Source organism: Streptomyces sp. NPDC005195, from assembly GCF_040608315.1.
GTDB classification, from domain to species: Bacteria; Actinomycetota; Actinomycetes; order Streptomycetales; family Streptomycetaceae; genus Streptomyces; species Streptomyces kaempferi.
In genome coordinates this window covers 16,021-41,486 of sequence record NZ_JBEXHZ010000010.1, presented here as the reverse complement: position 1 = coordinate 41,486, position 25,466 = coordinate 16,021, and the positions used below count along the sequence as shown (strand labels likewise).

29 protein-coding genes are annotated in these 25,466 nt (G+C 70.4%); 4 read left to right on the top strand and 25 right to left on the bottom strand.

Features of this window, described 5'->3' with window-relative positions:
* Window positions 1-2 precede the first annotated feature (2 nt).
* From ABZV34_RS14035 to tsaB, 4 genes are read right to left on the bottom strand one after another with little or no spacing between them, the layout of a single operon-like run.
* On the bottom strand, window positions 3-260 hold the full coding sequence (locus ABZV34_RS14035; RefSeq protein WP_356274848.1) for a hypothetical protein: 258 nt from the start codon (window positions 258-260) through the stop codon (window positions 3-5).
* Complete coding sequence (tsaD, locus tag ABZV34_RS14030) at window positions 257-1,354, bottom strand: tRNA (adenosine(37)-N6)-threonylcarbamoyltransferase complex transferase subunit TsaD (RefSeq protein ID WP_356274845.1); 1,098 nt, start codon at window positions 1,352-1,354, stop codon at window positions 257-259. Before tsaD ends, ABZV34_RS14035 begins: the two co-directional genes overlap by 4 nt.
* On the bottom strand, window positions 1,347-1,829 hold the full coding sequence (gene rimI / locus ABZV34_RS14025) for a ribosomal protein S18-alanine N-acetyltransferase (protein WP_356275218.1): 483 nt from the start codon (window positions 1,827-1,829) through the stop codon (window positions 1,347-1,349). Before rimI ends, tsaD begins: the two co-directional genes overlap by 8 nt.
* A 17-nt stretch (window positions 1,830-1,846) precedes the next feature.
* Window positions 1,847-2,494 (bottom strand): tRNA (adenosine(37)-N6)-threonylcarbamoyltransferase complex dimerization subunit type 1 TsaB, encoded by a 648-nt coding sequence (tsaB, locus tag ABZV34_RS14020; RefSeq protein WP_356274842.1) that lies wholly within the window; start codon window positions 2,492-2,494, stop codon window positions 1,847-1,849.
* Between the two features lie 132 nt (window positions 2,495-2,626).
* Between tsaB and ABZV34_RS14015 the strand changes: the two genes are divergently transcribed.
* Window positions 2,627-3,181 carry a hypothetical protein gene (locus tag ABZV34_RS14015; protein ID WP_356274839.1) on the top strand — a complete coding sequence of 185 codons (555 nt, stop codon included), beginning with the start codon at window positions 2,627-2,629 and terminating at the stop codon, window positions 3,179-3,181.
* Window positions 3,182-3,221: 40 nt separating this feature from the next.
* Here ABZV34_RS14015 and ABZV34_RS14010 read toward each other — a convergent pair whose 3' ends face one another.
* From ABZV34_RS14010 to glmS, 8 genes are all read right to left on the bottom strand, one after another.
* Window positions 3,222-3,410 (bottom strand): hypothetical protein, encoded by a 189-nt coding sequence (locus ABZV34_RS14010; RefSeq protein WP_356274836.1) that lies wholly within the window; start codon window positions 3,408-3,410, stop codon window positions 3,222-3,224.
* A gap of 163 nt (window positions 3,411-3,573) precedes the next feature.
* Entirely contained in the window at window positions 3,574-4,107 is a 534-nt protein-coding gene (gene tsaE / locus ABZV34_RS14005; RefSeq protein ID WP_356274833.1) for a tRNA (adenosine(37)-N6)-threonylcarbamoyltransferase complex ATPase subunit type 1 TsaE, read from the bottom strand.
* Entirely contained in the window at window positions 4,073-5,311 is a 1,239-nt protein-coding gene (locus ABZV34_RS14000; RefSeq protein ID WP_356274830.1) for an alpha/beta hydrolase, read from the bottom strand. Before ABZV34_RS14000 ends, tsaE begins: the two co-directional genes overlap by 35 nt.
* 164 nt (window positions 5,312-5,475) lie before the next feature.
* Window positions 5,476-6,627, bottom strand: a complete 1,152-nt coding sequence (gene alr / locus ABZV34_RS13995) for an alanine racemase (RefSeq protein ID WP_356274827.1) — start codon at window positions 6,625-6,627, stop codon at window positions 5,476-5,478.
* 114 nt (window positions 6,628-6,741) lie between these two features.
* The gene (locus ABZV34_RS13990; RefSeq protein WP_356274824.1) at window positions 6,742-7,659 is read right to left on the bottom strand and encodes a L,D-transpeptidase family protein; all 918 of its coding nucleotides are present in this window, start codon (window positions 7,657-7,659) and stop codon (window positions 6,742-6,744) included.
* A 115-nt stretch (window positions 7,660-7,774) separates the two neighbouring features.
* Window positions 7,775-9,220 (bottom strand): NAD(P)H-hydrate dehydratase, encoded by a 1,446-nt coding sequence (locus tag ABZV34_RS13985; protein ID WP_356274821.1) that lies wholly within the window; start codon window positions 9,218-9,220, stop codon window positions 7,775-7,777.
* A gap of 75 nt (window positions 9,221-9,295) precedes the next feature.
* The gene (locus ABZV34_RS13980) at window positions 9,296-9,667 is read right to left on the bottom strand and encodes a holo-ACP synthase (protein WP_356274818.1); all 372 of its coding nucleotides are present in this window, start codon (window positions 9,665-9,667) and stop codon (window positions 9,296-9,298) included.
* Window positions 9,668-9,795: 128 nt separating this feature from the next.
* Window positions 9,796-11,643 (bottom strand): glutamine--fructose-6-phosphate transaminase (isomerizing), encoded by a 1,848-nt coding sequence (glmS, locus tag ABZV34_RS13975; protein WP_356274815.1) that lies wholly within the window; start codon window positions 11,641-11,643, stop codon window positions 9,796-9,798.
* Window positions 11,644-11,862: 219 nt separating this feature from the next.
* Here glmS and coaA point away from each other — a divergent pair, with 219 nt between their 5' ends.
* Entirely contained in the window at window positions 11,863-12,831 is a 969-nt protein-coding gene (gene coaA, locus ABZV34_RS13970) for a type I pantothenate kinase (RefSeq protein ID WP_356274812.1), read from the top strand.
* Between the two features lie 44 nt (window positions 12,832-12,875).
* Window positions 12,876-13,814 (top strand): DUF389 domain-containing protein, encoded by a 939-nt coding sequence (locus ABZV34_RS13965; RefSeq protein ID WP_356274809.1) that lies wholly within the window; start codon window positions 12,876-12,878, stop codon window positions 13,812-13,814.
* On the opposite strand, the gene glmM is transcribed toward ABZV34_RS13965, so the two are convergent.
* From glmM to rplM, 3 genes are all read right to left on the bottom strand, one after another.
* Complete coding sequence (gene glmM, locus ABZV34_RS13960; RefSeq protein WP_356274806.1) at window positions 13,811-15,169, bottom strand: phosphoglucosamine mutase; 1,359 nt, start codon at window positions 15,167-15,169, stop codon at window positions 13,811-13,813. The two genes, ABZV34_RS13965 and glmM, sit on opposite strands and share 4 nt — an antisense overlap.
* Before the next feature lie 163 nt (window positions 15,170-15,332).
* Window positions 15,333-15,860 carry a 30S ribosomal protein S9 gene (gene rpsI, locus ABZV34_RS13955; protein WP_356274803.1) on the bottom strand — a complete coding sequence of 176 codons (528 nt, stop codon included), beginning with the start codon at window positions 15,858-15,860 and terminating at the stop codon, window positions 15,333-15,335.
* Between the two features lie 42 nt (window positions 15,861-15,902).
* Window positions 15,903-16,346: a 50S ribosomal protein L13 gene (gene rplM / locus ABZV34_RS13950; RefSeq protein ID WP_168529673.1), complete on the bottom strand. Its 444-nt coding sequence runs from the start codon at window positions 16,344-16,346 to the stop codon at window positions 15,903-15,905.
* A 573-nt stretch (window positions 16,347-16,919) separates the two neighbouring features.
* Between rplM and ABZV34_RS13945 the strand changes: the two genes are divergently transcribed.
* Window positions 16,920-17,801, top strand: coding sequence for a hypothetical protein (locus ABZV34_RS13945; RefSeq protein WP_356274800.1), 882 nt, complete (start codon window positions 16,920-16,922; stop codon window positions 17,799-17,801).
* A gap of 120 nt (window positions 17,802-17,921) precedes the next feature.
* On the opposite strand, the gene truA is transcribed toward ABZV34_RS13945, so the two are convergent.
* The 10 genes from truA to secY form a co-directional block, all read right to left on the bottom strand.
* Window positions 17,922-18,788 carry a tRNA pseudouridine(38-40) synthase TruA gene (gene truA, locus ABZV34_RS13940; RefSeq protein WP_356274797.1) on the bottom strand — a complete coding sequence of 289 codons (867 nt, stop codon included), beginning with the start codon at window positions 18,786-18,788 and terminating at the stop codon, window positions 17,922-17,924.
* A 91-nt stretch (window positions 18,789-18,879) separates the two neighbouring features.
* Window positions 18,880-19,377, bottom strand: coding sequence for a 50S ribosomal protein L17 (gene rplQ / locus ABZV34_RS13935; protein WP_356274794.1), 498 nt, complete (start codon window positions 19,375-19,377; stop codon window positions 18,880-18,882).
* A 179-nt stretch (window positions 19,378-19,556) separates the two neighbouring features.
* Window positions 19,557-20,579 (bottom strand): DNA-directed RNA polymerase subunit alpha, encoded by a 1,023-nt coding sequence (locus ABZV34_RS13930; protein WP_003966937.1) that lies wholly within the window; start codon window positions 20,577-20,579, stop codon window positions 19,557-19,559.
* Between the two features lie 154 nt (window positions 20,580-20,733).
* Entirely contained in the window at window positions 20,734-21,138 is a 405-nt protein-coding gene (gene rpsK, locus ABZV34_RS13925) for a 30S ribosomal protein S11 (RefSeq protein ID WP_006376016.1), read from the bottom strand.
* A gap of 64 nt (window positions 21,139-21,202) precedes the next feature.
* Window positions 21,203-21,583, bottom strand: coding sequence for a 30S ribosomal protein S13 (gene rpsM / locus ABZV34_RS13920; protein WP_356274791.1), 381 nt, complete (start codon window positions 21,581-21,583; stop codon window positions 21,203-21,205).
* 210 nt (window positions 21,584-21,793) lie between these two features.
* On the bottom strand, window positions 21,794-21,907 hold the full coding sequence (gene rpmJ / locus ABZV34_RS13915; protein WP_003998809.1) for a 50S ribosomal protein L36: 114 nt from the start codon (window positions 21,905-21,907) through the stop codon (window positions 21,794-21,796).
* 70 nt (window positions 21,908-21,977) lie between these two features.
* A complete protein-coding gene (infA, locus tag ABZV34_RS13910) occupies window positions 21,978-22,199 on the bottom strand; it encodes a translation initiation factor IF-1 (protein WP_003948620.1) in 222 nt (73 codons plus the stop codon).
* Between the two features lie 190 nt (window positions 22,200-22,389).
* Window positions 22,390-23,226, bottom strand: coding sequence for a type I methionyl aminopeptidase (gene map / locus ABZV34_RS13905; protein WP_356274788.1), 837 nt, complete (start codon window positions 23,224-23,226; stop codon window positions 22,390-22,392).
* A gap of 114 nt (window positions 23,227-23,340) precedes the next feature.
* On the bottom strand, window positions 23,341-24,003 hold the full coding sequence (locus tag ABZV34_RS13900) for an adenylate kinase (protein ID WP_356274785.1): 663 nt from the start codon (window positions 24,001-24,003) through the stop codon (window positions 23,341-23,343).
* On the bottom strand, window positions 24,003-25,319 hold the full coding sequence (gene secY, locus ABZV34_RS13895) for a preprotein translocase subunit SecY (protein WP_356274782.1): 1,317 nt from the start codon (window positions 25,317-25,319) through the stop codon (window positions 24,003-24,005). The genes ABZV34_RS13900 and secY overlap by 1 nt, the downstream gene beginning before the upstream one ends.
* Window positions 25,320-25,466: the final 147 nt, after the last annotated feature.

Genomic DNA, 25,466 nt, shown 5'->3' with positions numbered 1-25,466 from the left:
GGTCAGTCCTCCGTCACGGACTCGAACCGCCACCGGTGGACGGCACGGGTCACCAACTCACCGTCCGGCTCGGGCAGTTCGGGCAGGTCCGCGTCGTAGTCGGCGTCCCACCAGGTGATGACGAGGACCCGGTCCCGCGGCGCCCGCAGGACCTCGCGCCGGACCGGCTCCCCCGCGGTCTCCTGCCGCCGCACCCAGGCGAGCAGTTCGTCGCCCCGCCCGTCGACGGCCCGCGCCTCCCACATCAGCGCGACGGTCACGAGTAGAGGTTCTCCTTGCTGACCTCGTGCACATGATCGTGCGTGTGCGCGTGGCCCGGCACGTGCGGGTCGGTCACCGGAAGCGACGAGTCCGCGGAGAGGTCCCAGTCGGAGGCCGCGCGCCCGCGCGCGACCATCTCCGCGCCCAGCGCCGCGACCATCGCCCCGTTGTCCGTGCACAGCTTCGGCCGGGGCACCCGCAGCCGGATCCCGGCGGCCTCGCAGCGTTCCTGGGCGAGCACCCGCAGCCGGGAGTTCGCGGCCACACCGCCGCCGATCATCAGGTGGTCGACGCCCTGGTCCTTGCAGGCCCGTACGGCCTTGCGGGTCAGCACGTCCACCACCGCCTCCTGGAAGGACGCGGACACGTCGCGCACCGGGACCTCCTCGCCCGCCGCCCGCTTCGCCTCGATCCAGCGGGCCACGGCGGTCTTCAGACCGGAGAAGGAGAAGTCGTACGCCGAGTCGCGCGGCCCGGTGAGCCCGCGCGGGAAGGTGATCGCCCTCGGGTCGCCCTCCTTGGCGTACCGGTCGATGACCGGACCGCCGGGGAAGCCGAGGTTCAGCACCCGGGCGATCTTGTCGAAGGCCTCGCCCGCCGCGTCGTCGATGGTCGCGCCCATCGGCCGGACGTCCGAGGTGATGTCGGTGGACAGGAGCAGCGACGAGTGGCCGCCCGAGACCAGCAGCGCCATCGTCGGCTCCGGCAGCGCGCCGTGCTCCAGCTGGTCCACGCAGATGTGCGAGGCGAGGTGGTTGACGCCGTACAGCGGCTTGCCCAGGGCGTACGCGTACGCCTTCGCCGCCGAGACCCCGACGAGCAGCGCGCCGGCCAGTCCGGGCCCGGCGGTCACCGCGATCCCGTCGAGGTCACGGGCGCTCACCCCGGCGTCCTTCAGGGCGCGCTGGATGGTCGGCACCATCGCCTCCAGGTGCGCGCGGGAGGCGACCTCCGGCACGACACCGCCGAAGCGGGCGTGCTCGTCGACGCTGGAGGCGATGGCGTCCGCGAGCAGGGTGGTGCCGCGGACGATGCCGACGCCGGTCTCGTCGCAGGAGGTCTCGATGCCGAGGACGAGCGGTTCGTCAGCCATTGATCTCGGTTCCTTGTACGCCGTTTACTGAGGTGGAGGGGTCGTTGAGGCGCATCACCAGGGCGTCGACGTTCCCCGGCTGGTAGTAGCCGCGCCGGAAGCCGATGGGTTCGAAGCCGAAGCGCTCGTACAGCTTCTGCGCGCGTACGTTGTCGACGCGGCACTCGAGCATCACCTCGGCGCACTCGAACGCGGTGGCGGCCCGCAGCAGTTCGGCCAGCAGCCGGGCGCCGAGGCCGGTGCCCCACTGCTCACGTCGGACGGCGATCGTCTGCACGTCGCCGAGGTCACCGGCGGCGGCGAGCCCCGCGTACCCGACGAGCCGGTCGCCGTCGAGCGCGACCACGTACCGGCGAGTGGCCTCCGGCCCTCGGGCGTGGGCCAGCTCGGACCAGAACATCCCCCGCGACCAGGCGTCCGCGGGGAAGAGGACCTTCTCCAGCTCCAGGACGGGATCGATGTCCCACCAGCGCATCTCGCGCAGCACGGCGGTCACTTGGGGGTGACCACCTTGTAGTTCTTGGGCACCTGGGCGTCCGGGCGGCGCAGATAGAGCGGCCGGGGCGGCTCCAGCTCCTCGCCCGCGGCCAGCCGCTCCGCCGCCAGCGACGCGAGCGCGGCCGCCGAGACGTGCTCGGGCGCTCGGGGGTCCGGGAAGCTGTCGGGGTAGAGCAGGGCGCCCGCGCCGACGGCGGGCAGGCCGTCGAGGGCGAGGTCGCCGGGCCGGTCGACGGCGGGCTCGGAGACCCGGGTGCGCGAGTCGGCGTACCGGGCCCAGTACACCTCCTTGCGCCGCGCGTCCGTCGCGACGACGAAGGGGCCGTCGATGTCGGCGGCGTAGGCGAGCGCGTCGAGGGTGCACAGACCGTGCACCGGGACGCCGAGCGCGAGGCCGAAGGTGTCGGCGGTCATGAGGCCGACACGAAGCCCCGTGTACGGGCCGGGGCCGACGCCGACGACGACGCCGGTGACGGCGTCGAGCCGCAGGCCCGCCTCGGTGAGCACGCGGTCGACGGCGGGCAGCAGCAGCTCTCCGTGCCGGCGCGCGTCCACCTGGCTCGACGAGGCGATGACGGACGTGCCGTCGTGCAGGGCGACGGTCACGGCGGGGGTGGCGGTATCCAGAGCGAGCAAGAGCACGCAAACAGCGTACGGCGCCCGGGGGGTGTCCGGCGGACGGATGCACGGCCGCCGCGGTCTGCCGGACCCGTGCTGCTACCGTCACCACACAGGACATATTGGGCGCGATCAAGGTACGAGAGGTGGCACAGGGTGGCCAGGAGCAGCTCGGGATTCGTGGCCGGGCTCACCGCCGCGGCCCTCGCCGTGGTCGGCTTCCTCGCCTACCAGGCGTCGGCGAACGCGCCGGACCACCTGGCCGGGCCCCACGTGGGCACGTCCCCCGGGGTCTCCACCACGAAGGCACCCCGGGACCGGAAGAACCCGGCGGCGCTGCCCGGTGACTCCGGCACCGGCGAGCGGGTCGTCTACTCGATCGACGACGACCGGGTGTGGCTGGTCGGGGCGGACGACAGGACCCGGCGCACCTTCGCGGTCACGCCCGGCACGCTGGACCCGGTGGTGGGCACGTACGCCGTCACCTCGCGCGGCAGGATCGTCACCGGATCGGACGGCGCGCATATCGAGCACGTCGTACGGTTCAGCGTGGTCGACGGCATCGTGATCGGCTTCAGCGCGGCCACGGACGGCTCGACGGCCGCCCCGGACCCCGGGAAGAAGCTCGGCGGCATCCGCGAGTCCCGCGCCGACGGCGACGCGATGTGGACCTTCGCGACGGTCGGCGTCAAGGTCGTCGTCATCCAGTAGACCGACCCGGCCGGACCGCCACCGCCACCCCGGCGGAGCCCTACGCGGCGTCGAGGGACCTCTCGTCCCCCCGGCCGGCATCCGACAACGGCGCCCGCGGCGGCTGCGGCGGCCTCGACACCGCCTCGGCTGCGGCGCACGACGCCAGCAGGTCCCGCATCGACACCCCGGCCGCCGCACGCGGCTGCTGCGCCGGCAGATCGCGCCCGTCACGTTCTGATGCCGACATGGACGCCTCCTGGGGCTTCGGGGGCAAGCGTGGTTAGGTACACCTAACTACGGCCTGATCTCCATGTGACCACGGCCGGGATGCCGAACGCAACATCTTGCCGACGACTTGTCGGAACCCGTACGAAGAACGCACGGTCCGCGCCGGAGCCCGAAGCCCCGCGCTATACCGTGAGCCCGCTCAGATCGGTACTCGCCCAGCGCGCGCCGAGGCCGGTCAGCGTGACGTGCCGTACCTCGTCCGTGGTGTCGCCCACCGCGCGGTGGATGACGACGTGCAGGCGGTCGTCGGTCAGCTCCTCGACCTTGCCCTCGCCCCACTCCACGACGATCACCGAGTCGGAGAGCGACACGTCGAGGTCGAGGTCCTCCATCTCGTCGAGCCCGCCGCCCAGGCGGTACGCGTCCACGTGCACGAGCGGCGGACCGTCGACCAGGGAGGGGTGCACCCGGGCGATGACGAACGTCGGGGACGTGACGGCGCCCCGCACGCCCAGCCCCTCGCCGAGTCCGCGGGTCAGGGTCGTCTTGCCCGCGCCGAGCTCCCCGTTGAGCATCACCAGGTCACCCGCGCGCAGCAGACCGGCCAGGTGCAGACCCAGCTCCCGCATCTGCTCGGGGGAGTTGACGGTGATCCGGACGCCGGCCCGCGCGGCGGCGGGCTCAGCCGGGTTGTGCGGTGCTGCTGGTGCTTCCATAGCCGCCCACGGTAGCCCCTGCCGGGACGGCGCCCGCGCGCATCAGAAGGTCGGCGAGGCGGTCCATGACCACCTCGGGGCGCTCCAGCATGACCAGATGTCCGGCGTCCGGTACGAGCACCAGCTCGGCGTCGGGCAGCAGGTCGGCGATCGCCTCGCTGTGCTCGCTCGGCGTCACCATGTCCCCGACGCCGGCCAGCACCAGCACCGGAAGGTCGGCGAAACGCGCGAGTGCCTCGGTCTTGTCGTGGTCGGTGAAGGCCGGGTAGAACTCCGCGACCACGTCGATCGGTGTGCCCTCGATCATCCGCTCGGCGAACCGGGCGATGGCCGGGTCGACATCCCGGGAGGCGAACGAGTACCGCTTGATGATCCCCGCGAACAGGTCGGCCGTGGCCCGCCGCCCGCGCTCCACCAGGGCGGCCTGCTGACCGAGCGCCTTCAGCACCCCGGGCAGCACCCGCCGTACCGCGTTGACGCCCGCGACGGGCAGCCCGAAGTTGACCTCACCGAGCCGCCCCGACGACGTACCGACGAGGGCGACGGCGACGACCCGGTCCCTGATCAGCTCGGGGTACTGGTCGGCGAGGGCCATGACGGTCATGCCGCCCATCGAGTGCCCGACCAGCACGACCGACCCGTCGGGCGCGGCGGCGTCGATGACGGCCTTCAGGTCCCGGCCGAGCTGGTCGATGGTGACCGGGGTGCCGTCCTTCGACTGGGCGACCCCGCGCCCGGAGCGGCCGTGACTGCGCTGGTCCCAGTGCACCGTGCGCACCACCCCGCGCAGCGCGGCGCGCTGGAAGTGCCAGGAGTCCTGGTTGAGGCAGTAGCCGTGGCTGAAGACGACGGTGACGGGGGCCGGGGCCTTGCGGCCGAACAGCCGGCGGCGGCGCGGGGTGAAGGTGACGTCCTGCTCGATGTCGTCCACCTCGTAGTACAACTCGGTGCCGTCGTCCGCGTACGCCTTGCCCGGGGTACCGCGGAGGGAGCCGTACGGGCCGGTCGAGTCGAGCGCGAGGCGCGCCTTGCTGCGCATGCCGCGGCCGACCGTGAGCCTCTCTATGGCGACTCCTGCCGCGGCTCCCGCGGCGACCACGCCTATGGCGACACCGGCGATCCCGGCCCTGCGCCAGTTCCCGGCGGCGGAGGCGACGGCCGCCGCGGCGACGTCCGTCACGGCCTCCGCGCTGCTCTCGCTCACGTACCGCTCCTCTTCGCCGGGATCTCGTCCACTGATGCGTCCGTTGGTATCGGTGGTGCTGTTGGTGGTGCTGTTGCTCTTGCTGTTGCTCTTGCTGTCGCTGTGACTGACACCGCCGCCGGTGTCGGCATGTCCTGTTGTCCTGCACGGGGCACTCTGTGCGGTTACCCGTCCTGTTCCCTGTTCACGTGTACGCGTGGCACCCGGGTTCCGATCCGGGTGACGATCTCGTACGCGATCGTGCCCGCCGCCCGCGCCCAGTCCTCGGCGGTCGGCTCGCCGCGGTCGCCCGGACCGAAGAGGACCGCCTCCGTGCCGGGCGCCGGCTCGTCCCCGCCGAGGTCGACCACGAACTGGTCCATCGCGATCCGGCCCGCGACCGTCCGCCATTTGCCGCCGACCAGCACCGGACCGGTACCGGAGGCGTGCCGGGGGATGCCGTCCGCGTAGCCGACGGGGATCAGGCCGAGGGTGGTGGGGCCCGGAGTGACGTAGTGGTGCCCGTAACTGACACCGTGTCCACCCGGTACGTGCTTGACCAGCGCCAGCGACGCGCTGAGCGTCATCACCGGGCGCAGCCCGAAGTCGGCCGGGGTGCCGATCTCGGGGCTGGGCGAGATGCCGTAGACCGCGATCCCCGTACGGACGAGGTCGAAGTGGCTCTCGGGCAGGGTCAGCGTGGCCGGCGAGTTGGCGATGTGCCGCACCTCGGGGCGCACGCCCCGCTCCTCGGCGTACGCCACCATCTCGCGGAACAGGGTCAGTTGGGCCCGCACGGAAGGGTGGCCGGGCTCGTCGGCGCAGGCGAAGTGCGACCAGAGGCCGGTGATCCGGATCCGTCCCCCGGCCTCGGCGCGCAGGGCCTCCGCGACCAGCTCGGGCCAGTCGGCGGGCTGGCAGCCGCTGCGTCCGAGCCCGGTGTCGGCCTTCAGCTGGACGCGCGCCGGCACGCCGGCGGCCGCGGCCGCCGCGACGACCTCGCGCAGCGCCCACATCCCGCTGACCGACACGTCGAGGTCGGCCTCGACGGCCTCCCGCCAGGGACCGCCCGGGGTCCACAGCCAGCACATGACACGCCCCGGGACGCCCGCCGCCCGCAGGGCGAGGGCTTCCTCGGGGGTGGCGGTGCCGAGCCAGGTGGCGCCGGCCTCGAGCGCCGCGCGGGCGCACGGGACCGCGCCGTGGCCGTACGCGTCGGACTTGACCACGGCCATCACGGCCGCGGACGGCGCGTGGGCGCGCAGGGTCCGCACGTTGGCCCGCAGGGCGGCCAGGTCGATCTCTGCGCGGGCGCGCAGCGGTGCTGTCTCGTTCATCGCGCCCCCAGTGTCTCAGAGGGGTCCGACGGCCCCCCTGTGCCGGTGCCCTTCGGGCGGCCCGGACGGTCTCGGACGATCTCGGCTCCGACGGCCCCGGACGCCGCCGGGCGGTCAGGTACCGGCCCTGCGGCCCCAGACGGACACCCGGTCGCCCGTCCTGAGCACGTTCCACAGCGTGCGGGCGTCGGCGAGGCGCAGATTGACGCACCCCCACGAACCGTGCGGGTCGTAGATGCTGCCGTAGACGGCGTGGAAGGCCTCGCCGCCGCTGAAGAACTGGCTGTACGGCATGGGGCTGTTGTACAGCGTCGACCAGTGGTTCTTGTGCTTCCAGTAGATCTTGAACTGGCCGGTCCTGGTCCGGTACCCGGCCCGTCCGCTGCGCATCGGCACCGGTCCCCAGAGCACCTTCTTCCCCTTCTGCACCCAGGTGAGCTGACGGGCCAGGTCCACACAGGCGACGCGGGAGGAGCGGACGGGGCACTTCCCGGCCGCGTTCGGGTTCTTGCGCGCGGACAGCAGCCGCATACGGGCCCAGGTCACCGGTCCGGCGAATCCGGTGTGCGGCTTGATCCCGTGGCGGGTCTGGAACGCCCTGATCGCGCGGCAGTCGCCGCCGGACTGCTTCCCGTCCACGTTCAGCTTCAGCCAGCGCTCGACCTGGCGCTGGTAGGGGCCGGTCCGCCTGCTGCAAGACAGGGTCCTGTCGGCGGCGTCGCCCGGCGGGACGTACTCGATCAGGGCGTCCGCCTCGGGGGCGGCGTCCCGCGGTTCGACGGCGTCCTCGCGGGCGCTCGGCGTGTACACCTCCGGCGGGAGCATCTGGTCCGGCATGTCCGCCGGCCCCTGCCACGACTGCCGCGGGCCGGGCGCCACACCGGGCACCAGGCTCTCCACGGCGGACGCCGCGCCGGGCACCAGCGGGCTTTCCGGGCCGGGGGCCAGCGGGCCGTCCGCTTCGGCCAGGGCGGTCTGTGCGGGCAGTACGGTCAGCAGCGCCAGCATCACCGCCGCGCTTCGGCAGGCCATTCGTCTGCTCATCATCATGCGATCAGCGATACGCAACGTGGGGGCGGGAGGAGGTGAGCCGCGCGGACGGGGTCCCCCGTAATGGGCAACGGACCAGCCTCTTTCGCCCCCGGGGTCACCCCGTCACGTCGCGCCAGGCGTCCCGTACCGCCTCCGCCACGTCATGCGCCCCCACCGGCGCCCCCTCCGCCGCGAGCCGCCCCGCCAGCCCGTGGAGATACGCCCCCACACTCCCGGCGTCCAGCGCCGACAGCCCCGACGCGAGCAACGACCCGGCGAGCCCGGACAGCACATCCCCGCTCCCCGCCGTGGCCAGCCACGCGGTCCCCGTCGGATTGACCCGCACGACCCCGCCCCCCGGATCGGCGACCAGCGTCGTCGACCCCTTCAGCAGCACCGTCGCCCCGTACCGCGCCGCCAGCTCCCGCACGGACGTCAGCCGGGCGCCCTCCACCGACTCCCGCGACACTCCGAGCAACGCCGCCGCCTCCCCGGCATGCGGGGTCAGCAGCGTCGGCGCGGTCCGCCCACGCACCGTCTCGCGATCCGCCAGCCGCAGACCGTCCGCGTCCACGAGCACCGGAACCTCCGCCTCCAGCACCTCGGCCACCGCCGACGCGTCGTCCCCGGCGCCGGGCCCGACCACCCACGCCTGCACCCGCCCGGCCCGCGCGGGCCCCAGGTCCGACACCAGCGTCTCGGGGAACCGGGAGATCACGGCGTCCGCCGCGGGCCCCACGTAGCGCACCGCCCCCGCGCCCCCGCGCAGCGCCCCGGAGACGGCGAGCACGGCGGCCCCGGGGTACCGGGCGGACCCGGCCGCGATCCCCACCACGCCCCGCCGGTACTTGTCGCTCTCCGCCCCCGGCGCGGGCAGCCGCGCCGCCACGTCCACGTGCTGCAGGGCCTCCAGTTCGGCCGCGCCGGGCAGATCGAGCCCGATGTCGACGAGGCGTACGGAACCGGCGTACTCGCGCGCCGGATCGATCAGCAGCCCCGGCTTGTGGGTGCCGAAGGTCACCGTCAGATCGGCGCGGACCGCCGGGCCGTGGACCTCTCCGGTGTCCGCCTCGACACCGCTCGGCAGGTCCACGGCGACCACCACCGCGCGGGACTCCGCGGCGTAATCCGCGAGCGACGCCGCGTCGGGCCGCAGACCGCCCCTGCCCCCGATGCCCACGATGCCGTCGACGACGAGGTCGGCCCGCCGGATCAGTTCTCGCGCGGTGCCGGGGAAGCCGTCCCCGCTCGCGACCGCGGCCCCGCCGGCCCGTCGCAGCGCGGCCAGCCCCCCGGCATGGGTGCGTTCGGGCGCGAGCAGCAGCGCGGTGACGCCCGCCCCGCGACGGGCCAGGCGCGCGCCCGCGTACAACGCGTCCCCTCCGTTGTCCCCGCTGCCGACCAGCAGCACGACCCGGCCGCCGTACACCCGCCCCAGCACGTCGGCGCAGGCGGCGGCGAGTCCGGCGGCCGCCCGCTGCATCAACGCCCCCTCGGGGAGCCGTGCCATCAGCTCCCGTTCGGCGGTCCTCACGGTCTCCACGCTGTACGCAGTACGCATGGACCGAGTCTCCCGTACGGAGCCCCACCGTGCCGCCCCGGCCGCCCCGGCCCGTGCCGCGGCCGGCCGGCCCCGCTATCCCTCCGCGATCACCACCGCCGAAGCCACCCCCGCGTCGTGGCTGAGCGACACATGCCACGACCTGACGCCCAGTTCGGCCGCGCGCGCCGCCACGGTCCCCCGCACCCGCAGCAGCGGCCGGCCACTGTCCTCGACGTAGACCTCGGCGTCCGTCCAGTGCATTCCGGCCGGAGCGCCCAGCGCCTTGGCGACCGCCTCCTTGGCGGCGAACCGCACGGCGAGCGAGGCGATGCCCCGGCGCTCCCCGCTCGGCAGGTGCAACTCCTGTTCCACGAAGAGCCGTTGGGCCAGCCCCGGCGTACGCTCCAGCGACGCGCGGAACCGGTCGATCTCGGCCACGTCGATACCGACCCCGATGATGCTCATGCCGAGCACCCTACGGCCGTCCGGCCCGCCGTCCCGATATCCGCCGTCCCGATATCCGCCGCCGCCGTCCTGTCACGGCCGAGCGCGACCCCGCGCACCTGCCCGCGCGAGGCGGCCGCCGGACGCGCTCACTCCACCGTCACCGACTTCGCCAGGTTGCGCGGCTGGTCCACCTCGTTGCCCCGTGCCGTCGCCAGCTCGCAGGCGAACACCTGCAGGGGAACCGTGGCCACCAGGGGCTGGAGCAGCGTCGGGGTCACCGGGATGCGGATCAGGTGGTCGGCGTACGGCACCACCGCCTCGTCGCCTTCCTCCGCGATCACGATCGTGCGCGCGCCCCGGGCCCGGATCTCCTGGATGTTGGACACGATCTTGTCGTGCAGGACGGACCGGCCGCGCGGCGAGGGCACGACCACGACGACCGGCAGGTCCTCCTCGATCAGCGCGATAGGCCCGTGCTTCAGCTCGCCCGCCGCGAAGCCCTCGGCGTGCATGTACGCCAGTTCCTTGAGCTTGAGGGCGCCCTCCAGCGCCACCGGGTAGCCGACGTGCCGGCCGAGGAACAGGACGGTCCGCTTGTCCGCGAGCGACCGCGCCAGTTCCCGTACCGGCTCCATGGTCTCCAGGACCCGCTCGACCTCGCCTGAGATGTGGGACAGGTCCCGGATCACGGCCTGGATCTCGTCGCCCCACTTGGTGCCGCGCACCTGGCCGAGGTACAGCGCGACCAGATAGCAGGCCACCAGCTGGGTGAGGAACGCCTTGGTCGAGGCGACCGCGACCTCCGGGCCCGCGTGCGTGTAGAGCACCGCGTCCGACTCGCGCGGGATCGTCGAACCGTTGGTGTTGCAGATCGCCAGCACCTTGGAGCCCTGTTCGCGCGCGTGCCGCAGCGCCATCAGGGTGTCCATGGTCTCGCCGGACTGGGAGATCGCGATGACCAGCGCCCGCGCGCCCAGGATGGGGTCCCGGTAGCGGAACTCGCTGGCCAGCTCCACCTCGCACGGGATGCGCGTCCAGTGTTCGATGGCGTACTTGGCGATCAGCCCGGCGTGGAAGGCCGTACCGCAGGCCACGATGACGACCTTGTCGACCTCCCGCAGCTCGCGCACGGGAATGCGCACCTCGTCCAGCCGGAGCGAGCCGCCCGCGTCGATGCGGCCGAGGAGCGTGTCGGCGACCGCCTTGGGCTGCTCGGCGATCTCCTTGAGCATGAAGTAGTCGTAGCCGCCCTTCTCGGCCGCCGCGGCGTCCCAGTCCACGTGGTACGAGCGCACGTCGGCGGGCCGCCCGTCGAAGCCGGTGACCGTCACCCCGTCCCGGCGCAGCTCCACCACCTGGTCCTGGCCGAGCTCGATCGCCGACCGTGTGTGGTCGATGAACGCGGTGACGTCCGAGGCGAGGAAGGCCTCGCCCTCGCCGACCCCCACCACGAGCGGCGAGTTGCGGCGCGCGCCCACGACCACGTCCGGCATGTCGGCGTGCACCGCGACCAGCGTGAACGCGCCCTCCAGGCGCCGGCACACCAGCCGCATCGCCTCCGCCAGGTCGGCGCAGACCGAGAACTCCTCGGCGAGCAGGTGCGCGACCACCTCGGTGTCGGTCTCGGAGGCCAGCTCGTGGCCACGCTCGGTCAGTTCGGTGCGGAGTTCGGCGAAGTTCTCGATGATCCCGTTGTGGACGACGGCGACCCGGCCCGCGTTGTCGAGGTGCGGATGCGCGTTCGCATCCGTGGGGCCGCCATGGGTGGCCCAGCGGGTGTGCCCGATGCCGGTCGTCCCGGTCGGCAGCGGCCGGTCGACCAGCTCCTTCTCCAGGTTGACCAGTTTCCCGGCCCTCTTCGCCGCGGCCAGTCCGCCGTCCGCCGGCACGGCGACGCCCGCCGAGTCGTACCCCCGGTACTCCAGTCGCTTCAGTCCGGCCATCACCACGTCAAGCGCCGACTGCGACCCCACGTATCCCACGATTCCGCACATGCGCGCAGCCTAAGGGCCGACACCCGCCACATCTCGGCATCTCGTGCCCGATATCGGAAATTCCAGCCGCCCTTCCACACCGGTCCCAGGGATCCCACCCGCCCCGGACGCTTCGGAAGCGCGCTGCGGCGACGTCCGGACGACGCCACGTGACGGACCCCACGCCCCACCCCGTCCACACTCCCGTAACAATGGACTGTGATCTCTCCGGTCTCCCCGATGCCCCGGAGCGCCCACCGGCACAAGCCGGAGGCGACTCCCTACGTCGACCTCACCCGTGCCGAGTGGAGCGCGCTGCGCGAGAAGACGCCGCTGCCGCTGAACGCCGAGGAGGTCGAGAAGCTGCGCGGTCTGGGCGATGTCATCGACCTCGACGAGGTGCGGGACATCTATCTGCCGCTGTCCAGACTGCTCAATCTGTACGTCGGTGCCACGGACGGGCTGAGAGGGGCGCTGAACACCTTCCTCGGCGAGAAGGGCTCGCAGTCCGGCACCCCGTTCGTGATAGGCGTGGCGGGGTCGGTCGCCGTCGGGAAGTCCACCGTCGCCCGCCTTCTCCAGGCCCTCCTCTCCCGCTGGCCCGAACATCCGTGCGTCGAACTCGTGACCACGGACGGCTTCCTCCTCCCCACCAAGGAGCTGGAGGCACGCGGCCTGATGTCGCGCAAGGGCTTCCCCGAGTCGTACGACCGCCGCGCGCTCACCCGCTTCGTCGCCGACATCAAGGCGGGCAAGGACGAGGTCACCGCCCCCGTCTACTCCCACCTCATCTACGACATCGTCCCCGGCCGGCGGCTCACGGTCCGCCGCCCCGACATCCTCATCGTCGAAGGCCTGAACGTGCTGCAGCCCGCCCTGCCGGGCAAGGACGGCCGCACCCGCGTCGGTCTCGCCGACTACTTCGACTTCAGCGTGTACGTGGACGCCCGCGCCGAGGACATCGAGGCCTGGTACCTCAACCGGTTCCGCAAACTGCGCGCCACCGCCTTCCAGAACCCCTCCTCGTACTTCCGCAAGTACACGCAGGTCTCCGAGGAGGAGGCACTCGACTACGCCCGCACGACCTGGCGGACCATCAACAAGCCCAACCTGATGGAGAACGTGGCCCCCACCCGCGGCCGCGCCGCCCTCGTCGTCCGCAAGGGCCCCGACCACAAGGTGCAGCGCCTCAGCCTGCGCAAGCTGTAGTCCCGTACGGCCGCCGGGCGTTCGGCACGGCTACCCTGCGCCGCATGCTGCATCTGCGTCTGATCACACCGGCCGGACGGACCGACGAGGTGGTGCGCCTGATCGGGCGTACGGTCGGCACCACCCATCTCGTCGTGCTGCCCGGCGCGGCCCGCGACCCCGCCGGTGACGTCGTGATGTGCGACGTCGCCCGTGAGGCGGGTGACGAACTGATCGGCGCACTGCGGGAGTTCGAGCTGGACCGGACCGGCTCGATCGCCGTCGAGAACATCGACCTGTCGCTCTCCAGCCGTGCCGACGAGGCCGAGGAGGAGGCGCCGGGCGAGGGGGCGGACGCGGTGCTGTGGGAGCACCTGGCGGACGCCTCGCACGAGGAGTCGACGCTGAGCGTCACCTATGTGGCGCTGCTGGCGGTCGCCACGATGCTCGCGGCCTGCGGTGTGATGCTGGACAACGCGATCCTGATCGTCGGCGCGATGGCCGTGGGACCGGAGTTCGGGCCGCTCGCCGGGATCTCGACGGCGCTGGTGCGGCACGCCCCGCACCTGGTGTGGCGGTCACTGTGGGCGCTGCTCGCGGGTTTCGCCCTCGCCATGCTGCTGACCGCGGGTTTCAGTCTGCTCCTCGACGGCCTGGGCCTGTTCGAGAAGTCGATGGTGGAGGCCCCCCGGCCGAACACGGCCTTCATCTGGAAACCCGACTGGATGTCCTTCGTCGTGGCCTTCCTCGCGGGGATCGCGGGCACCCTGTCCCTCACGTCCGCGAAGTCGGGCGCGCTGATCGGCGTCGCGATCTCGGTGACCACGGTCCCGGCGGCGGCGAACGCGGCGGTCGCCCTCAGCTACGCGGACTACTCCCAGACCTGGGGCTCCACCTGGCAGTTGCTCGCCAACCTCGGCGGCATCGTGCTCTCGGGGACGCTCACCCTGCTCGCCCAGAAGTGGTTCTGGGCGAGACAGCGTGCGGTGACACCCCTCGGCTAGCCGAGCGAGGACTTCACGGCGTCCGCGAGCCGGCCGGCCACCGACCGGGCGTGGTCGATGTCGGCGGCCTCGACCATGACCCGGACGAGCGGCTCGGTGCCGGAGGGACGCAGCAGCACCCGCCCGGTGGTGCCGAGTTCACGCTCGGCCTCGGCGACCGCTGCCGCCAGCTCGGCGGAGCTGTTCACCCGCGAGCGGTCGACGTCGGGGACGTTGATGAGGACCTGCGGCAGCCGCTCCATGACGGACGCGAGGTCCTGGAGCGTACGGCCCGTCTGGACGACCCGGGCCGCCAGCATCAGGCCGGTCAGCGTGCCGTCGCCGGTCGTGGCGTGGTCCAGGATGATCACGTGGCCGGACTGCTCGCCGCCGAGCGCGTAGCCGTGCTGCTTCATCTCCTCCAGGACGTAGCGGTCACCGACCGCGGTCTGGATGAGGGCGACGCCCTCGCGCTCCATGGCGAGCTTGAAGCCCAGATTGGACATGACCGTCGCGACAACGGTGTCGGAGCGCAGCGCGGAACGGTCCCGCATCGCCAGCGCGAGTACGGCCAGGATCTGGTCGCCGTCCACCTCGGCGCCCGTGTGGTCCACGGCGAGGCAGCGGTCGGCGTCGCCGTCGTGCGCGATACCGAGAGCGGCGCCGTGCTCGACGACGGCGGCCTTGAGGAGGTCGAGGTGCGTGGAACCGCAGCCGTCGTTGATGTTCAGGCCGTCCGGCGCGGTACCGATCGTGACGATCTCCGCGCCGGCCCGAGCGAAGGCCTCCGGGGACACCCGGGCGGCGGCACCGTGCGCCTCGTCGAGGACGACCTTGAGACCGTCGAGACGGTTCGGGAGCACGCCGATCAGGTGGGCGACGTACTGGTCGAAGCCCTCGTCGTACGAGCGCACACGCCCGACGCCCGAACCGGTCGGCCGGTCCCACGGAGCGCCGGTGCGGTGCTCGTCGTAGACGGCCTCGATCCTGTCCTCCAGCTCGTCGGCGAGCTTGTGCCCGCCGCGGGCGAAGAACTTGACGCCGTTGTCCGGCATGGCGTTGTGGCTGGCCGACAGCATCACACCGAGGTCGGCACCCAGCACACCGGTGAGATACGCCACCGCGGGGGTGGGCAGGACACCGACACGCAGGACGTCCACGCCCGCGCTGGCCAGACCCGCGACCACGGCGGCCTCCAGGAACTCCCCGGACGCACGCGGGTCCCGCCCGACCACGGCCACCGGCCGGTGGCCCTCGAACGTACCCGCCTCGGCCAGCACATGCGCCGCCGCGACGGAGAGACCGAGCGCCAGCTCGGCCGTCAGATCCCCGTTGGCGACACCGCGCACGCCGTCCGTGCCGAAGAGTCGTCCCACTGGTGTCCTCCTGATGATGCTCAGTATTCGGAAGTCATCCGATCATGCAAACCTTTGAGCGCCTTGTGCCGTTATACGCCCTGGGCTGGTGATATACGAACGCCCCGGCGGCACACAGCGTGCCGCCGGGGCGAACGGTCGTACGAATATCAGCAGGCGGTGATTAACGCTTGCTGTACTGCGGGGCCTTACGGGCCTTCTTGAGACCGGCCTTCTTGCGCTCGACCGCACGGTCGTCGCGCTTGAGGAAGCCGGCCTTCTTGAGCGCCGCGCGGTTGTTGTCGACGTCGGCCTCGTTCAGCGCGCGGGCGACACCGAGACGGAGCGCACCGGCCTGACCGGAGACGCCGCCACCCGAGATGCGGGCGATGACGTCGTAGCGGTTGTCGAGCTCGAGCACCTTGAAGGGCTCGTTGACTTCCTGCTGGTGCACCTTGTTGGGGAAGTAGTCCTCAAGGGTGCGACCGTTGATCTTCCACTTGCCGGTGCCCGGGACGATCCGGACGCGGGCGATGGCGTTCTTGCGACGGCCCAGGCCGGCGGCCGGCTGCGGGTCGCCGAAGCGGCCCGCGAGCGACTCCGAGGTGTACTCACCCTCGACGGGGACCTCGGACTCGCTGGTGTAGCTCTCGATGTCGACAAGCTCGGTCTCAGTCTCTTCGACCGGCTGCTCAACGGTGGTCTCGGCCACGATTCTCCTCAGATTCTTTTTCGTCTTAGGGGGTGGCCGGAACTACTGCGCGACCTGGGTGATCTCGAACGGGACCGGCTGCTGCGCAGCGTGCGGGTGGTTCTCGCCCGCGTAGACCTTCAGCTTCGAGAGCACCTGACGGCCCAGGGTGTTCTTCGGAACCATGCCCTTGATGGCCTTCTCGACGGCCTTCTCGGGGTTCTTCGCCAGCAGCTCGTCGTAACGGACGGAGCGCAGACCACCCGGGTAACCGGAGTGGCGGTACGCCAGCTTCTGGGTCTTCTTGTTGCCGGAGAGGTGCACCTTGTCGGCGTTGATGATGATGACGAAGTCACCAGCGTCGACGTGGGGCGCATAGATCGGCTTGTGCTTGCCCCGCAGGATGTTCGCTGCAGTGGTCGCCAGACGACCCAGGACGACATCCTGGGCGTCGATGACGTACCACTGGCGAGTGATGTCGCCGGGCTTGGGGCTGTACGTACGCACGGTCGTAGCCTTCGCTTCTTCAGTGAGTGGGTCCTGACATGGCCACCACGGACGATCACGACAGCCCTGACCGCACCTCGGTGACGCATACCGAGTGCTGGTCGCTGGTCATCGGCCCCGGTGGACCGGTGTAAGGGCCCCTCACGTGAGAATGAGCAAGCCAATACACATAACGAACTGCAAGAGTACCCGCGCTTCCCCGGACGGGTCAAAACGCGGCTCTTGCGGCAAGCCTCGAGGGCGGTCGTCCGGGCGGATGGGACATCCCTCGGCTCCGGGCGCTGTACGCGCCCCGAGGCCGGATTCCGGCCGCACGGCCGCTGCCGCAGCCTGCGTACCCAGCCTAAACCAGTCACAAAGGACGCGCCGCGCCACCGGCCCGGCGACCGTGTGAGGAACCCCACGGAATCCGCCGCCGCGCGAGGCCCCCCGCCCCGGCGCGCCGCCGGGAGGCATGACGTACCAACCACCCGGAGATGTCAGTTTTGCCCGTGCGCGGTCAGGTCACGCTAGGGGCTCAGGTATCCCCCGGTGCGGAACGGCACCCCCCAACGCCCGTCTAAGATGCGCCCCATGAGCTATGGGCAGGGTGGGCAGGGGGAGCCCCCGTGGGATCCGTGGAAGCCTGGTTCTCAGCAACCCGACTGGGGCAGCGGGAACCGGACTCCGGACTGGGCGGCACTCGCCGAGGCGTCCGAGACGCGCAACAGGCGCCGCAGGCTGCTGGTGATCGGCGGCTCGGCGATCGCCACGCTCGCGGTCGGCGCGGCCGTCGCCGTGGCCGTCGTCTCCGCGAACGGCGACAACTCGGCGTCGAACCAGTCCGGCAAGCTGCCCGGCACCACGGCCGTCCCGAGCGACACCACCGCGCCGGCGCCCTCGTTCGCGCCGACCTCGGCCCCTCCGCCGCTGGATCCGATGGACTTCATATCCAGCGCCAAGAAGGACACCGCCCCGCTCAGCCCGGACATCCTCTTCCCCGGTTCGCAGCTGACCATGGTTGACCGCGTCTACCGCAAGGGTCCGACCGCCTCCACGACGAAGTGCGCGACGGGCGTGCAGAGGACGCTCCCCAAGGTCCTCACCGACAACGGCTGCACCCGGCTCATCCGCGTCACGTACAGCAAGGGCGGCGTCGCCGTGACCGTGGGCGTCGCGGTCTTCGACACCAAGGCCCAGGCGGACAAGGCGAAGGCCCAGGCGGACAGCAAGAGCATCATCACCTCGCTGCCGGGCCAGGGCGTCGCCACCTTCTGCCGCACGTCGGTCTGCCGCTCGACCACCAACTCCTACGGCCGCTACGCCTACTTCACGCTGGCCGGTTTCACCAACGGCAAGGACGTGACGACCAAGAGCGCCGAGGTCTTCACCACCGGCGACGACCTGGCCGAGTTCACCTTCCGCCAGATCCGCCGGCGCGGCGAGGCCCAGGCCTCGTCGGCGGCCAACCGGTAGTCACCGGCCGGCCGCCGCGGGTGGACCGGGCGGCAACCGGCCACCCCGCTCCCGGCCACCCCGCACCGGGCGGCCGGACGCCTGCGCGGCGCGCCGGGGCCGTCCAGGGCCCGGCAGGCACTAGCAGGTGTCACACCCCGGCGCCCCGGGAAGGGTGCGCTTGTTGCGGGCCTCCTTGTTGCGCGCGGCCAGCAGCTCGTCGGCGGGATAGCCGACCTCCTCCAGCGTCAGCCCGTGCGGCCGTACGACATGGACGGCCGAGTCCCGTACACCGGCGGCCAGCACCTTGCCGGGCCACTCGGGCCCGCGGTGGCCGTCCCCCACGAACAGCAGCGCCCCGATCAGGGAGCGCACCATGTTGTGGCAGAAGGCGTCGGCGCGGACGGTCGCGGTGATGATCCCGTCGTCCCCGCGCACCAGGCTCAGCTCCTGGAGCGTACGGATGGTCGTCGCGCCCTCGCGCTTCTTGCAGTAGGCGGCGAAGTCGTGCTCGCCCACGAGATCGGCCGCCGCCCGGTTCATGGCGTCGACGTCCAACGGCCAGTCGTGCCATAGGACGTGGTTGCGCAGCAGCGGATCCACACCCCCGGCGTTGTCGGTGACGCGATAGGCATAGCGCCGCCAGACCGCCGAGAAACGCGCGTTGAACCCGGCGGGCGCCTCGGTCAGGGACCACACCCGCACGTCCTTCGACAGCCGCCCGGCCAGCCGCTTCAGCAGCTTCTCCCGGTGTTCGGCCCACAGCTCCGCCGGCAGATCGACGTGCGCCACCTGCCCGCGCGCGTGCACCCCGGCGTCGGTGCGCCCGGCGACGGTCAGCTCGTACCCGGTCTCGTGGGAGCGCGTCACCGTTCGCAGCGCGTCCTCGATCTCCCCCTGCACGGTCCGCCGGCCCCCGGCCTGCTTGGCCCACCCGGAGAACTCGGTCCCGTCGTACGACAGGTCGAGCCGCACCCGTACGAACCCGTGCTCTGCTTCGTCACTCACTCCTGGATCCTCTCAAGCCCGGCTCTCCTGCCGGAACGCGAAAGCGGGCCCGCCCCCGAAGGGACGGACCCGCTCACAGCAAGGCAGTGCCTCAGGCGTCCTTCGACTCCTCGGCAGGAGCCTCAGCGGCGTCCTCGACCTTGGTCTCCTCGACCTTGGCCGGAGCCTCGGCGTCCTTGGCGGAACGCTTGGTGGCCGCCTCGGCCTCACCGGTGGCCTGCTGGGCCACGGTCAGGGCCTCCACCAGCTCGATGACGGCCATGGGCGCGTTGTCGCCACGGCGGTTACCGATCTTGGTGATACGGGTGTAACCACCCGGGCGGTTCTCGTAGCGCGGGCCGATCTCGGTGAAGAGCGTGTGCACGATGCTCTTGTCCGTGATCACCGAGAGCACCTGACGGCGGTTGTGAAGGTCACCCTTCTTCGCCTTGGTGACCAGACGCTCCGCGTACGGGCGCAGACGACGGGCCTTGGCCTCGGTGGTGGTGATGCGGCCGTGCTCGAAGAGCGACTTCGCGAGGTTCGCGAGGAGCAGCTTCTCGTGCGCGGCACTGCCGCCCAGACGGGCACCCTTGGCGGGCTTCGGCATGGTGTTTCTCCTTGGTGTCTGCCCCGGCCGTATCAGGTACCGAGGTCAGTGTCCGAGCGGGCGATTGCCCGTCGGAGATCCGGGGCGGCCCCGAAGGGGCGCCCCGGAGGGGGCACGGGGAACTGTGCGATCAAGCACAGCGCACCCGCACCGGAAAACGGACCGTCCGGCCCGAGCTCTCAGTACTGCTCGGTCTCGACGAACCCGGCATCCGCGTCGTCGTCCGCACCGAAGGCGTCCGCGGCAGCGGTCGGGTCGAATCCGGGCGGGCTGTCCTTGAGGGCCAGGCCCATGCCGGCCAGCTTCGCCTTGACCTCGTCGATGGACTTCGCACCGAAGTTGCGGATGTCCAGGAGGTCGGCCTCGGAGCGGGCGACGAGCTCACCCACGGAGTGGATGCCCTCACGCTTGAGGCAGTTGTACGACCGAACGGTGAGCTCGAGCTCCTCGATCGGCAGGGCGAGATCAGCGGCGAGGGCGGCGTCCGTGGGGGACGGGCCCATGTCGATGCCCTCGGCGTCGATGTTGAGCTCACGAGCCAGACCGAACAGCTCGACCAGGGTCTTACCGGCCGACGCCATGGCGTCACGGGGACGCATGGCCTGCTTGGTCTCGACGTCGACGATCAGCTTGTCGAAGTCGGTGCGCTGCTCGACACGGGTCGCCTCGACCTTGTAGGTGACCTTCAGAACGGGCGAGTAGATGGAGTCGACCGGGATACGGCCGATCTCCTGGCCCACCTGCTTGTTCTGAACGGCGGAGACGTAGCCGCGACCGCGCTCGACGGTCAGCTCCATCTCCAGCTTGCCCTTGCCGTTGAGCGTGGCGAGGACGAGGTCGGGGTTGTGCACCTCGACACCGGCCGGGGGCGCGATGTCGGCGGCGGTGACGAGACCCGGACCCTGCTTGCGCAGGTACATCACGACCGGCTCGTCGTGCTCCGAGGAGACGACGAGCTGCTTGATGTTGAGGATCAGGTCGGTGACGTCCTCCTTGACGCCCGGCACGGTGGTGAACTCGTGCAGCACGCCGTCGATACGGATGGACGTGACCGCCGCACCCGGGATCGAGGACAGGAGGGTCCGACGCAGGGAGTTGCCGAGGGTGTAACCGAAGCCCGGCTCCAGCGGCTCGATCACGAACCGGGAGCGGAATTCGTCGACGACCTCTTCGGTCAACGAGGGACGCTGAGCGATCAGCATGTGTGGATCAGATCCTTCTTTCGTGGACGCCCGCTATTTGACGCCCGACAAAAACCGTACGTTTCACCGCACGGGTACTGCAAGGGTACGGGCGATACGGCCCTTTCACAGAGCCGTACCGCCCGGAAACCTCAAGCCGACAAGCGGCCGTGCGTCAGACGCGGCGGCGCTTGGGCGGACGGCAGCCGTTGTGCGGGGTCGGCGTCACGTCCTGGATGGAGCCGACCTCGAGACCGGTCGCCTGCAGCGAACGGATCGCCGTCTCACGACCCGAGCCCGGGCCCTTGACGAAGACGTCAACCTTGCGCATGCCGTGCTCCTGCGCGCGACGGGCGGCCGACTCGGCGGCCATCTGCGCGGCGAAGGGGGTGGACTTGCGCGAGCCCTTGAAGCCGACGTGGCCGGCGGAGGCCCAGGAGATCACGTTGCCCGCGGGGTCCGTGATCGAGACGATCGTGTTGTTGAACGTGCTCTTGATGTGAGCGTGCCCGTGAGCGACGTTCTTCTTTTCCTTGCGGCGCACCTTCTTGGCAGCGCCCTGACGACCCTTGGGGGGCATCTATTACTCCTACGGGAGGTGGTCGGTCCTACAGCGAAGACCGCTGATAAGCGTCCGCTGAGGACTACTTCTTGCCCGGCTTCTTCTTACCGGCGATGGCGCGACGCGGGCCCTTGCGGGTACGAGCGTTCGTGCTGGTGCGCTGACCGTGGACGGGCAGGCCACGACGGTGGCGCAGACCCTGGTAGCAACCGATCTCGACCTTGCGGCGGATGTCGGCCTGAATCTCGCGACGGAGGTCACCCTCGGTCTTCAGGTGAGCGTCCACGTACTCGCGGATCTTGACCAGCTCCTCCTCGGAGAGGTCACGAACGCGGGTGTTCGGGTTCACGCCGGTCTCGGCCAGCGTCTGCTGGGAAAGGGTCCGGCCGATGCCGAACACGTAGGTCAGGGCGACCTCCACGCGCTTTTCGCGCGGGATGTCAACACCGGAAACGCGTGCCATTCAATGGCTCCAGTTGTCGTTCGGAGGTCTTCCGCAGAACCGGATCCCGCCCGCCGTCGTCTTCTCTGCTGAAGATTCGGTACGGAACGGGTCCCCGGCCTCCGACCGGGGGTGTCAGGCCTGACGAGAATCAGCCCTGGGTTCTGCGTATGAACATGTACTGCTTGCGTCGCGCGAAGTATCTGCGGGTGCAGAAGGTGCGGTCGTGCGTCAGCCCTGGCGCTGCTTGTGGCGCGGGTTTTCGCAGATGACCATGACCCGACCATGACGGCGGATCACCCTGCACTTGTCGCAGATCTTCTTGACGCTCGGCTTGACCTTCATTAGGTGAGGTTCTCCGGGTCAGTGCCACCACCCGCGTCCCGGAACCGGGAGCACGGAGTAAAGGCAAGATCTACTTGTACCGGTAGACGATCCGGCCACGCGTCAGGTCGTACGGAGACAGCTCCACCACGACCCGGTCGTCAGGGAGGATGCGGATGTAGTGCATACGCATCTTGCCGCTGATGTGTGCCAGAACCTGGTGGCCGTTCTGGAGCTCAACCTTGAACATGGCGTTCGGAAGAGACTCGACGACAGTGCCCTCGATCTCGATGGCACCTTGCTTCTTGGCCACGCTTCGCCCTTCGAATCGACTACCTTGATCGACTCCGCGCGAGCGCATGCAGGCATGCGGGTGCACGAGAGCCGACGAGTCAGTCTACGTCAGGGCACTCGGAAAGACGAATCGAGGAAGAATGCCCCATCCGGGAGATCCTTAACCTGGTCCCCCCGGTGATTGAGCGCGAACCGGCCGAGGCCGCGCCCTACGCCAGTGGGTCGGGCGCCGCCGTCACGCCGTACTCCGCCAGCTTCGCCCTGCCGCAGTCCGGAGCCGTCAGGACCAGCGGGCCCTCCTCCGTGACCGCCACCGAGTGCTCCCAGTGCGAGGACCAGGTGCCGTCCGTCGTGATGACGGTCCAGTCGTCCTCCAGCACCTCGGTCTTCGGCGTGCCCAGGGAGACCATCGGCTCGACGGCCAGGCAGAGACCGGGGACGAGCTTCGGGCCCTTGCCGCGCCGGCGCTCCACGTAGTTCAGCAGGTGCGGGTCCATGTGCATCTCGGTGCCGATGCCGTGGCCGCCGTAGTCCTCGATGATCCCGTACCGGCCGCCGCCGGGCTTCGGCTGACGGCGGATGTACGTCTCGATCGCGCGGGAGACGTCGACGAGCCGGTTCCCCGACCTCATCGCCGCGATGCCCGCCCACATCGACTCCTCGGTCACCCGGGAGAGCTCGATCAGCTCCGGAGCGTGGCCGGAGCCCACGAACGCCGTGAACGCCGCGTCCCCGTGCCAGCCGTCCACGATCGCGCCCGCGTCGATGGAGATGATGTCGCCGTCCTTCAGGACGGTCTTGTCGTCCGGGATGCCGTGCACGACGACCTCGTTGGCCGAGGTGCAGATGGTCGCGGGGAAACCCCCGTACCCCAGGAAGTTCGACTTCGCGCCGTGCTCCGCGAGTACCTTGCGCGCGACCTCGTCGAGGTCCCGCGTCGTCGCACCCGGCACCGCCGCCTCGCGCGTGGCCGCGTGCACGGCGGCGACGACAAGGCCCGCCTCACGCATCTTGGCGATCTGCTCGGGGGTCTTGATCTGCACCATGGCGGCCCGCGCTCTCCGTCTTCTCCGTCAAACGACTGCGTACACGAACGACTACCTGCACAACACTACGGCCGCGACGCCCCGGAGGGCACCGCGGCCGCAGCAGCGTGACGACTACTTGTCGTCGGCCTTGCTCTTGAGCGCCTCCATGGCGCGCCCCGTGACCTCTTCCACCTTGCCGAGCGCCGAGATCGTGACGACCAGGCCCTGGGCCTTGTAGTAGTCGATGATCGGCTCGGTCTGCGTGTGGTAGACCTCCAGCCGCGTACGGACGGTCTCCTCGGAGTCGTCGTCGCGCTGGTACAGCTCGCCACCGCAGACGTCGCAGACGCCGTCCCGCTGCGGCTTCTTGTACTCCACGTGGAAGACGTGGCTCGAGTCCTTGCGGCAGATACGGCGGCCGGCGATGCGCTTGACCACCTCGTCCTCGGGGACCTCCAGGTCCAGCACCGCGTCCAGCTTCATGCTCTCGGCCTTCAGCATCTCGTCGAGCGCCTCGGCCTGCGAGACGTTACGAGGGAAGCCGTCCAGCAGAAAGCCGTTCGCGGCGTCGGGCTGCTCCATGCGGTCCTTGGCCATCCCGATGGTGACCTCGTCCGGTACCAGGTTGCCGGCGTCCATGTACGCCTTCGCCTGCTTGCCGAGCTCCGTGCCCTGGCTGATGTTGGCACGGAAGAGGTCGCCCGTGGAGATGTGCGGAATCCCCAGGTTCTTGGCAAGGAACGCGGCCTGCGTTCCCTTCCCGGCACCGGGCGGCCCGACGAGGACGATTCGCATCAGCGGAGGAACCCTTCGTAATTGCGCTGCTGAAGCTGGCTCTCGATCTGCTTCACCGTCTCAAGACCCACACCCACGATGATCAGGATGCTGGTACCACCGAACGGGAAGTTCTGGCTTGCCCCGAAGCCAACCAACGCCATCGTCGGTACGAGAGCGATCAGACCCAGATACAGCGACCCCGGCCAGGTGATCCGGTTGAGTACGTAACTCAGGTACTCAGCGGTCGGCCGACCGGCCCGGATGCCCGGGATGAAGCCACCATACTTCTTCATGTTGTCGGCTACTTCCTCGGGGTTGAAGGAGATCGCCACGTAGAAGAACGCGAAGAAAACGATCAGGAGGAAGTACATGGTGATGTAAATCGGGTGGTCGCCCTTGGTCAGGTTCTGCGTGATCCAGGTCTTCCAACCGGAGTTGCCCTTGGAGAACTGGGCGACCAGCGCCGGGATGTAGAGCAGCGACGACGCGAAGATGACGGGGATCACGCCCGCCTGATTGACCTTCAGCGGGATGTACGTGGACGTACCCCCGTAGGACCGGCGGCCGATCATGCGCTTCGCGTACTGGACGGGAATGCGCCGCTGGGCCTGCTCGACGAAGACCACCAGGCCGACCATGACCAGGCCGACGAGGATGACCGTGCCGAACTCGATCCAGCCTCCGGCCAGGGTGCCCGACGTCTTGATGGTCCACAGCGCGGTCGGGAAGCTCGCGGCGATCGAGATGAACATGAGGATCGACATGCCGTTGCCGATGCCGCGGTCGGTGATGAGCTCACCCAGCCACATGACGACGCCGGTACCGGCGGTCATGGTGACGACCATGACGACGGTCTGGAAGATCGACTGGTCCGGAACGATCTGGTTGGCCACCTGGCAGCCGCTGAACAGGGCGCCGCTGCGCGCGGTCGCGACCAGGCCGGTGCCCTGAAGGATGGCGAGGGCAACCGTCAGATACCGGGTGTACTGCGTGATCTTCGCGGTGCCGGACGAGCCCTCCTTCTTGAGGGCTTCGAGGCGCGGGATCACCACCGTCAGCAGCTGCAGGATGATGCTCGCCGTGATGTACGGCATGATGCCGAGCGCGAAGATCGTGATCTGCAGCAGCGCGCCACCACTGAACAGGTTGACGAGACCGAACAGCCCCTGGTTGCCCTTCGAGGCCGCGTCGATACAGGTCTGGACGTTCTTGTAGTCGACGCCAGGGATCGGAATGTGCGTACCGACCCGGTAGACCACGATGATGGCGAGAGTGAAGAGCAGCTTCTTGCGCAGGTCGGGCGTCCTGAACGCCCGGGCGAACGCGGTGAGCACGGTGCCTCCTGCGACCCCCGCGCTACCGCGTCAAGGGTGATGGTCTTGAGGTTCGACGAATAGGTATCGGTCAACTGCCGTCCGGCGTGGCGCCGGACGAAAGTCGGCAGTGCAGGCCACCTTACCGGCGACACCGCCCCCCTTGGA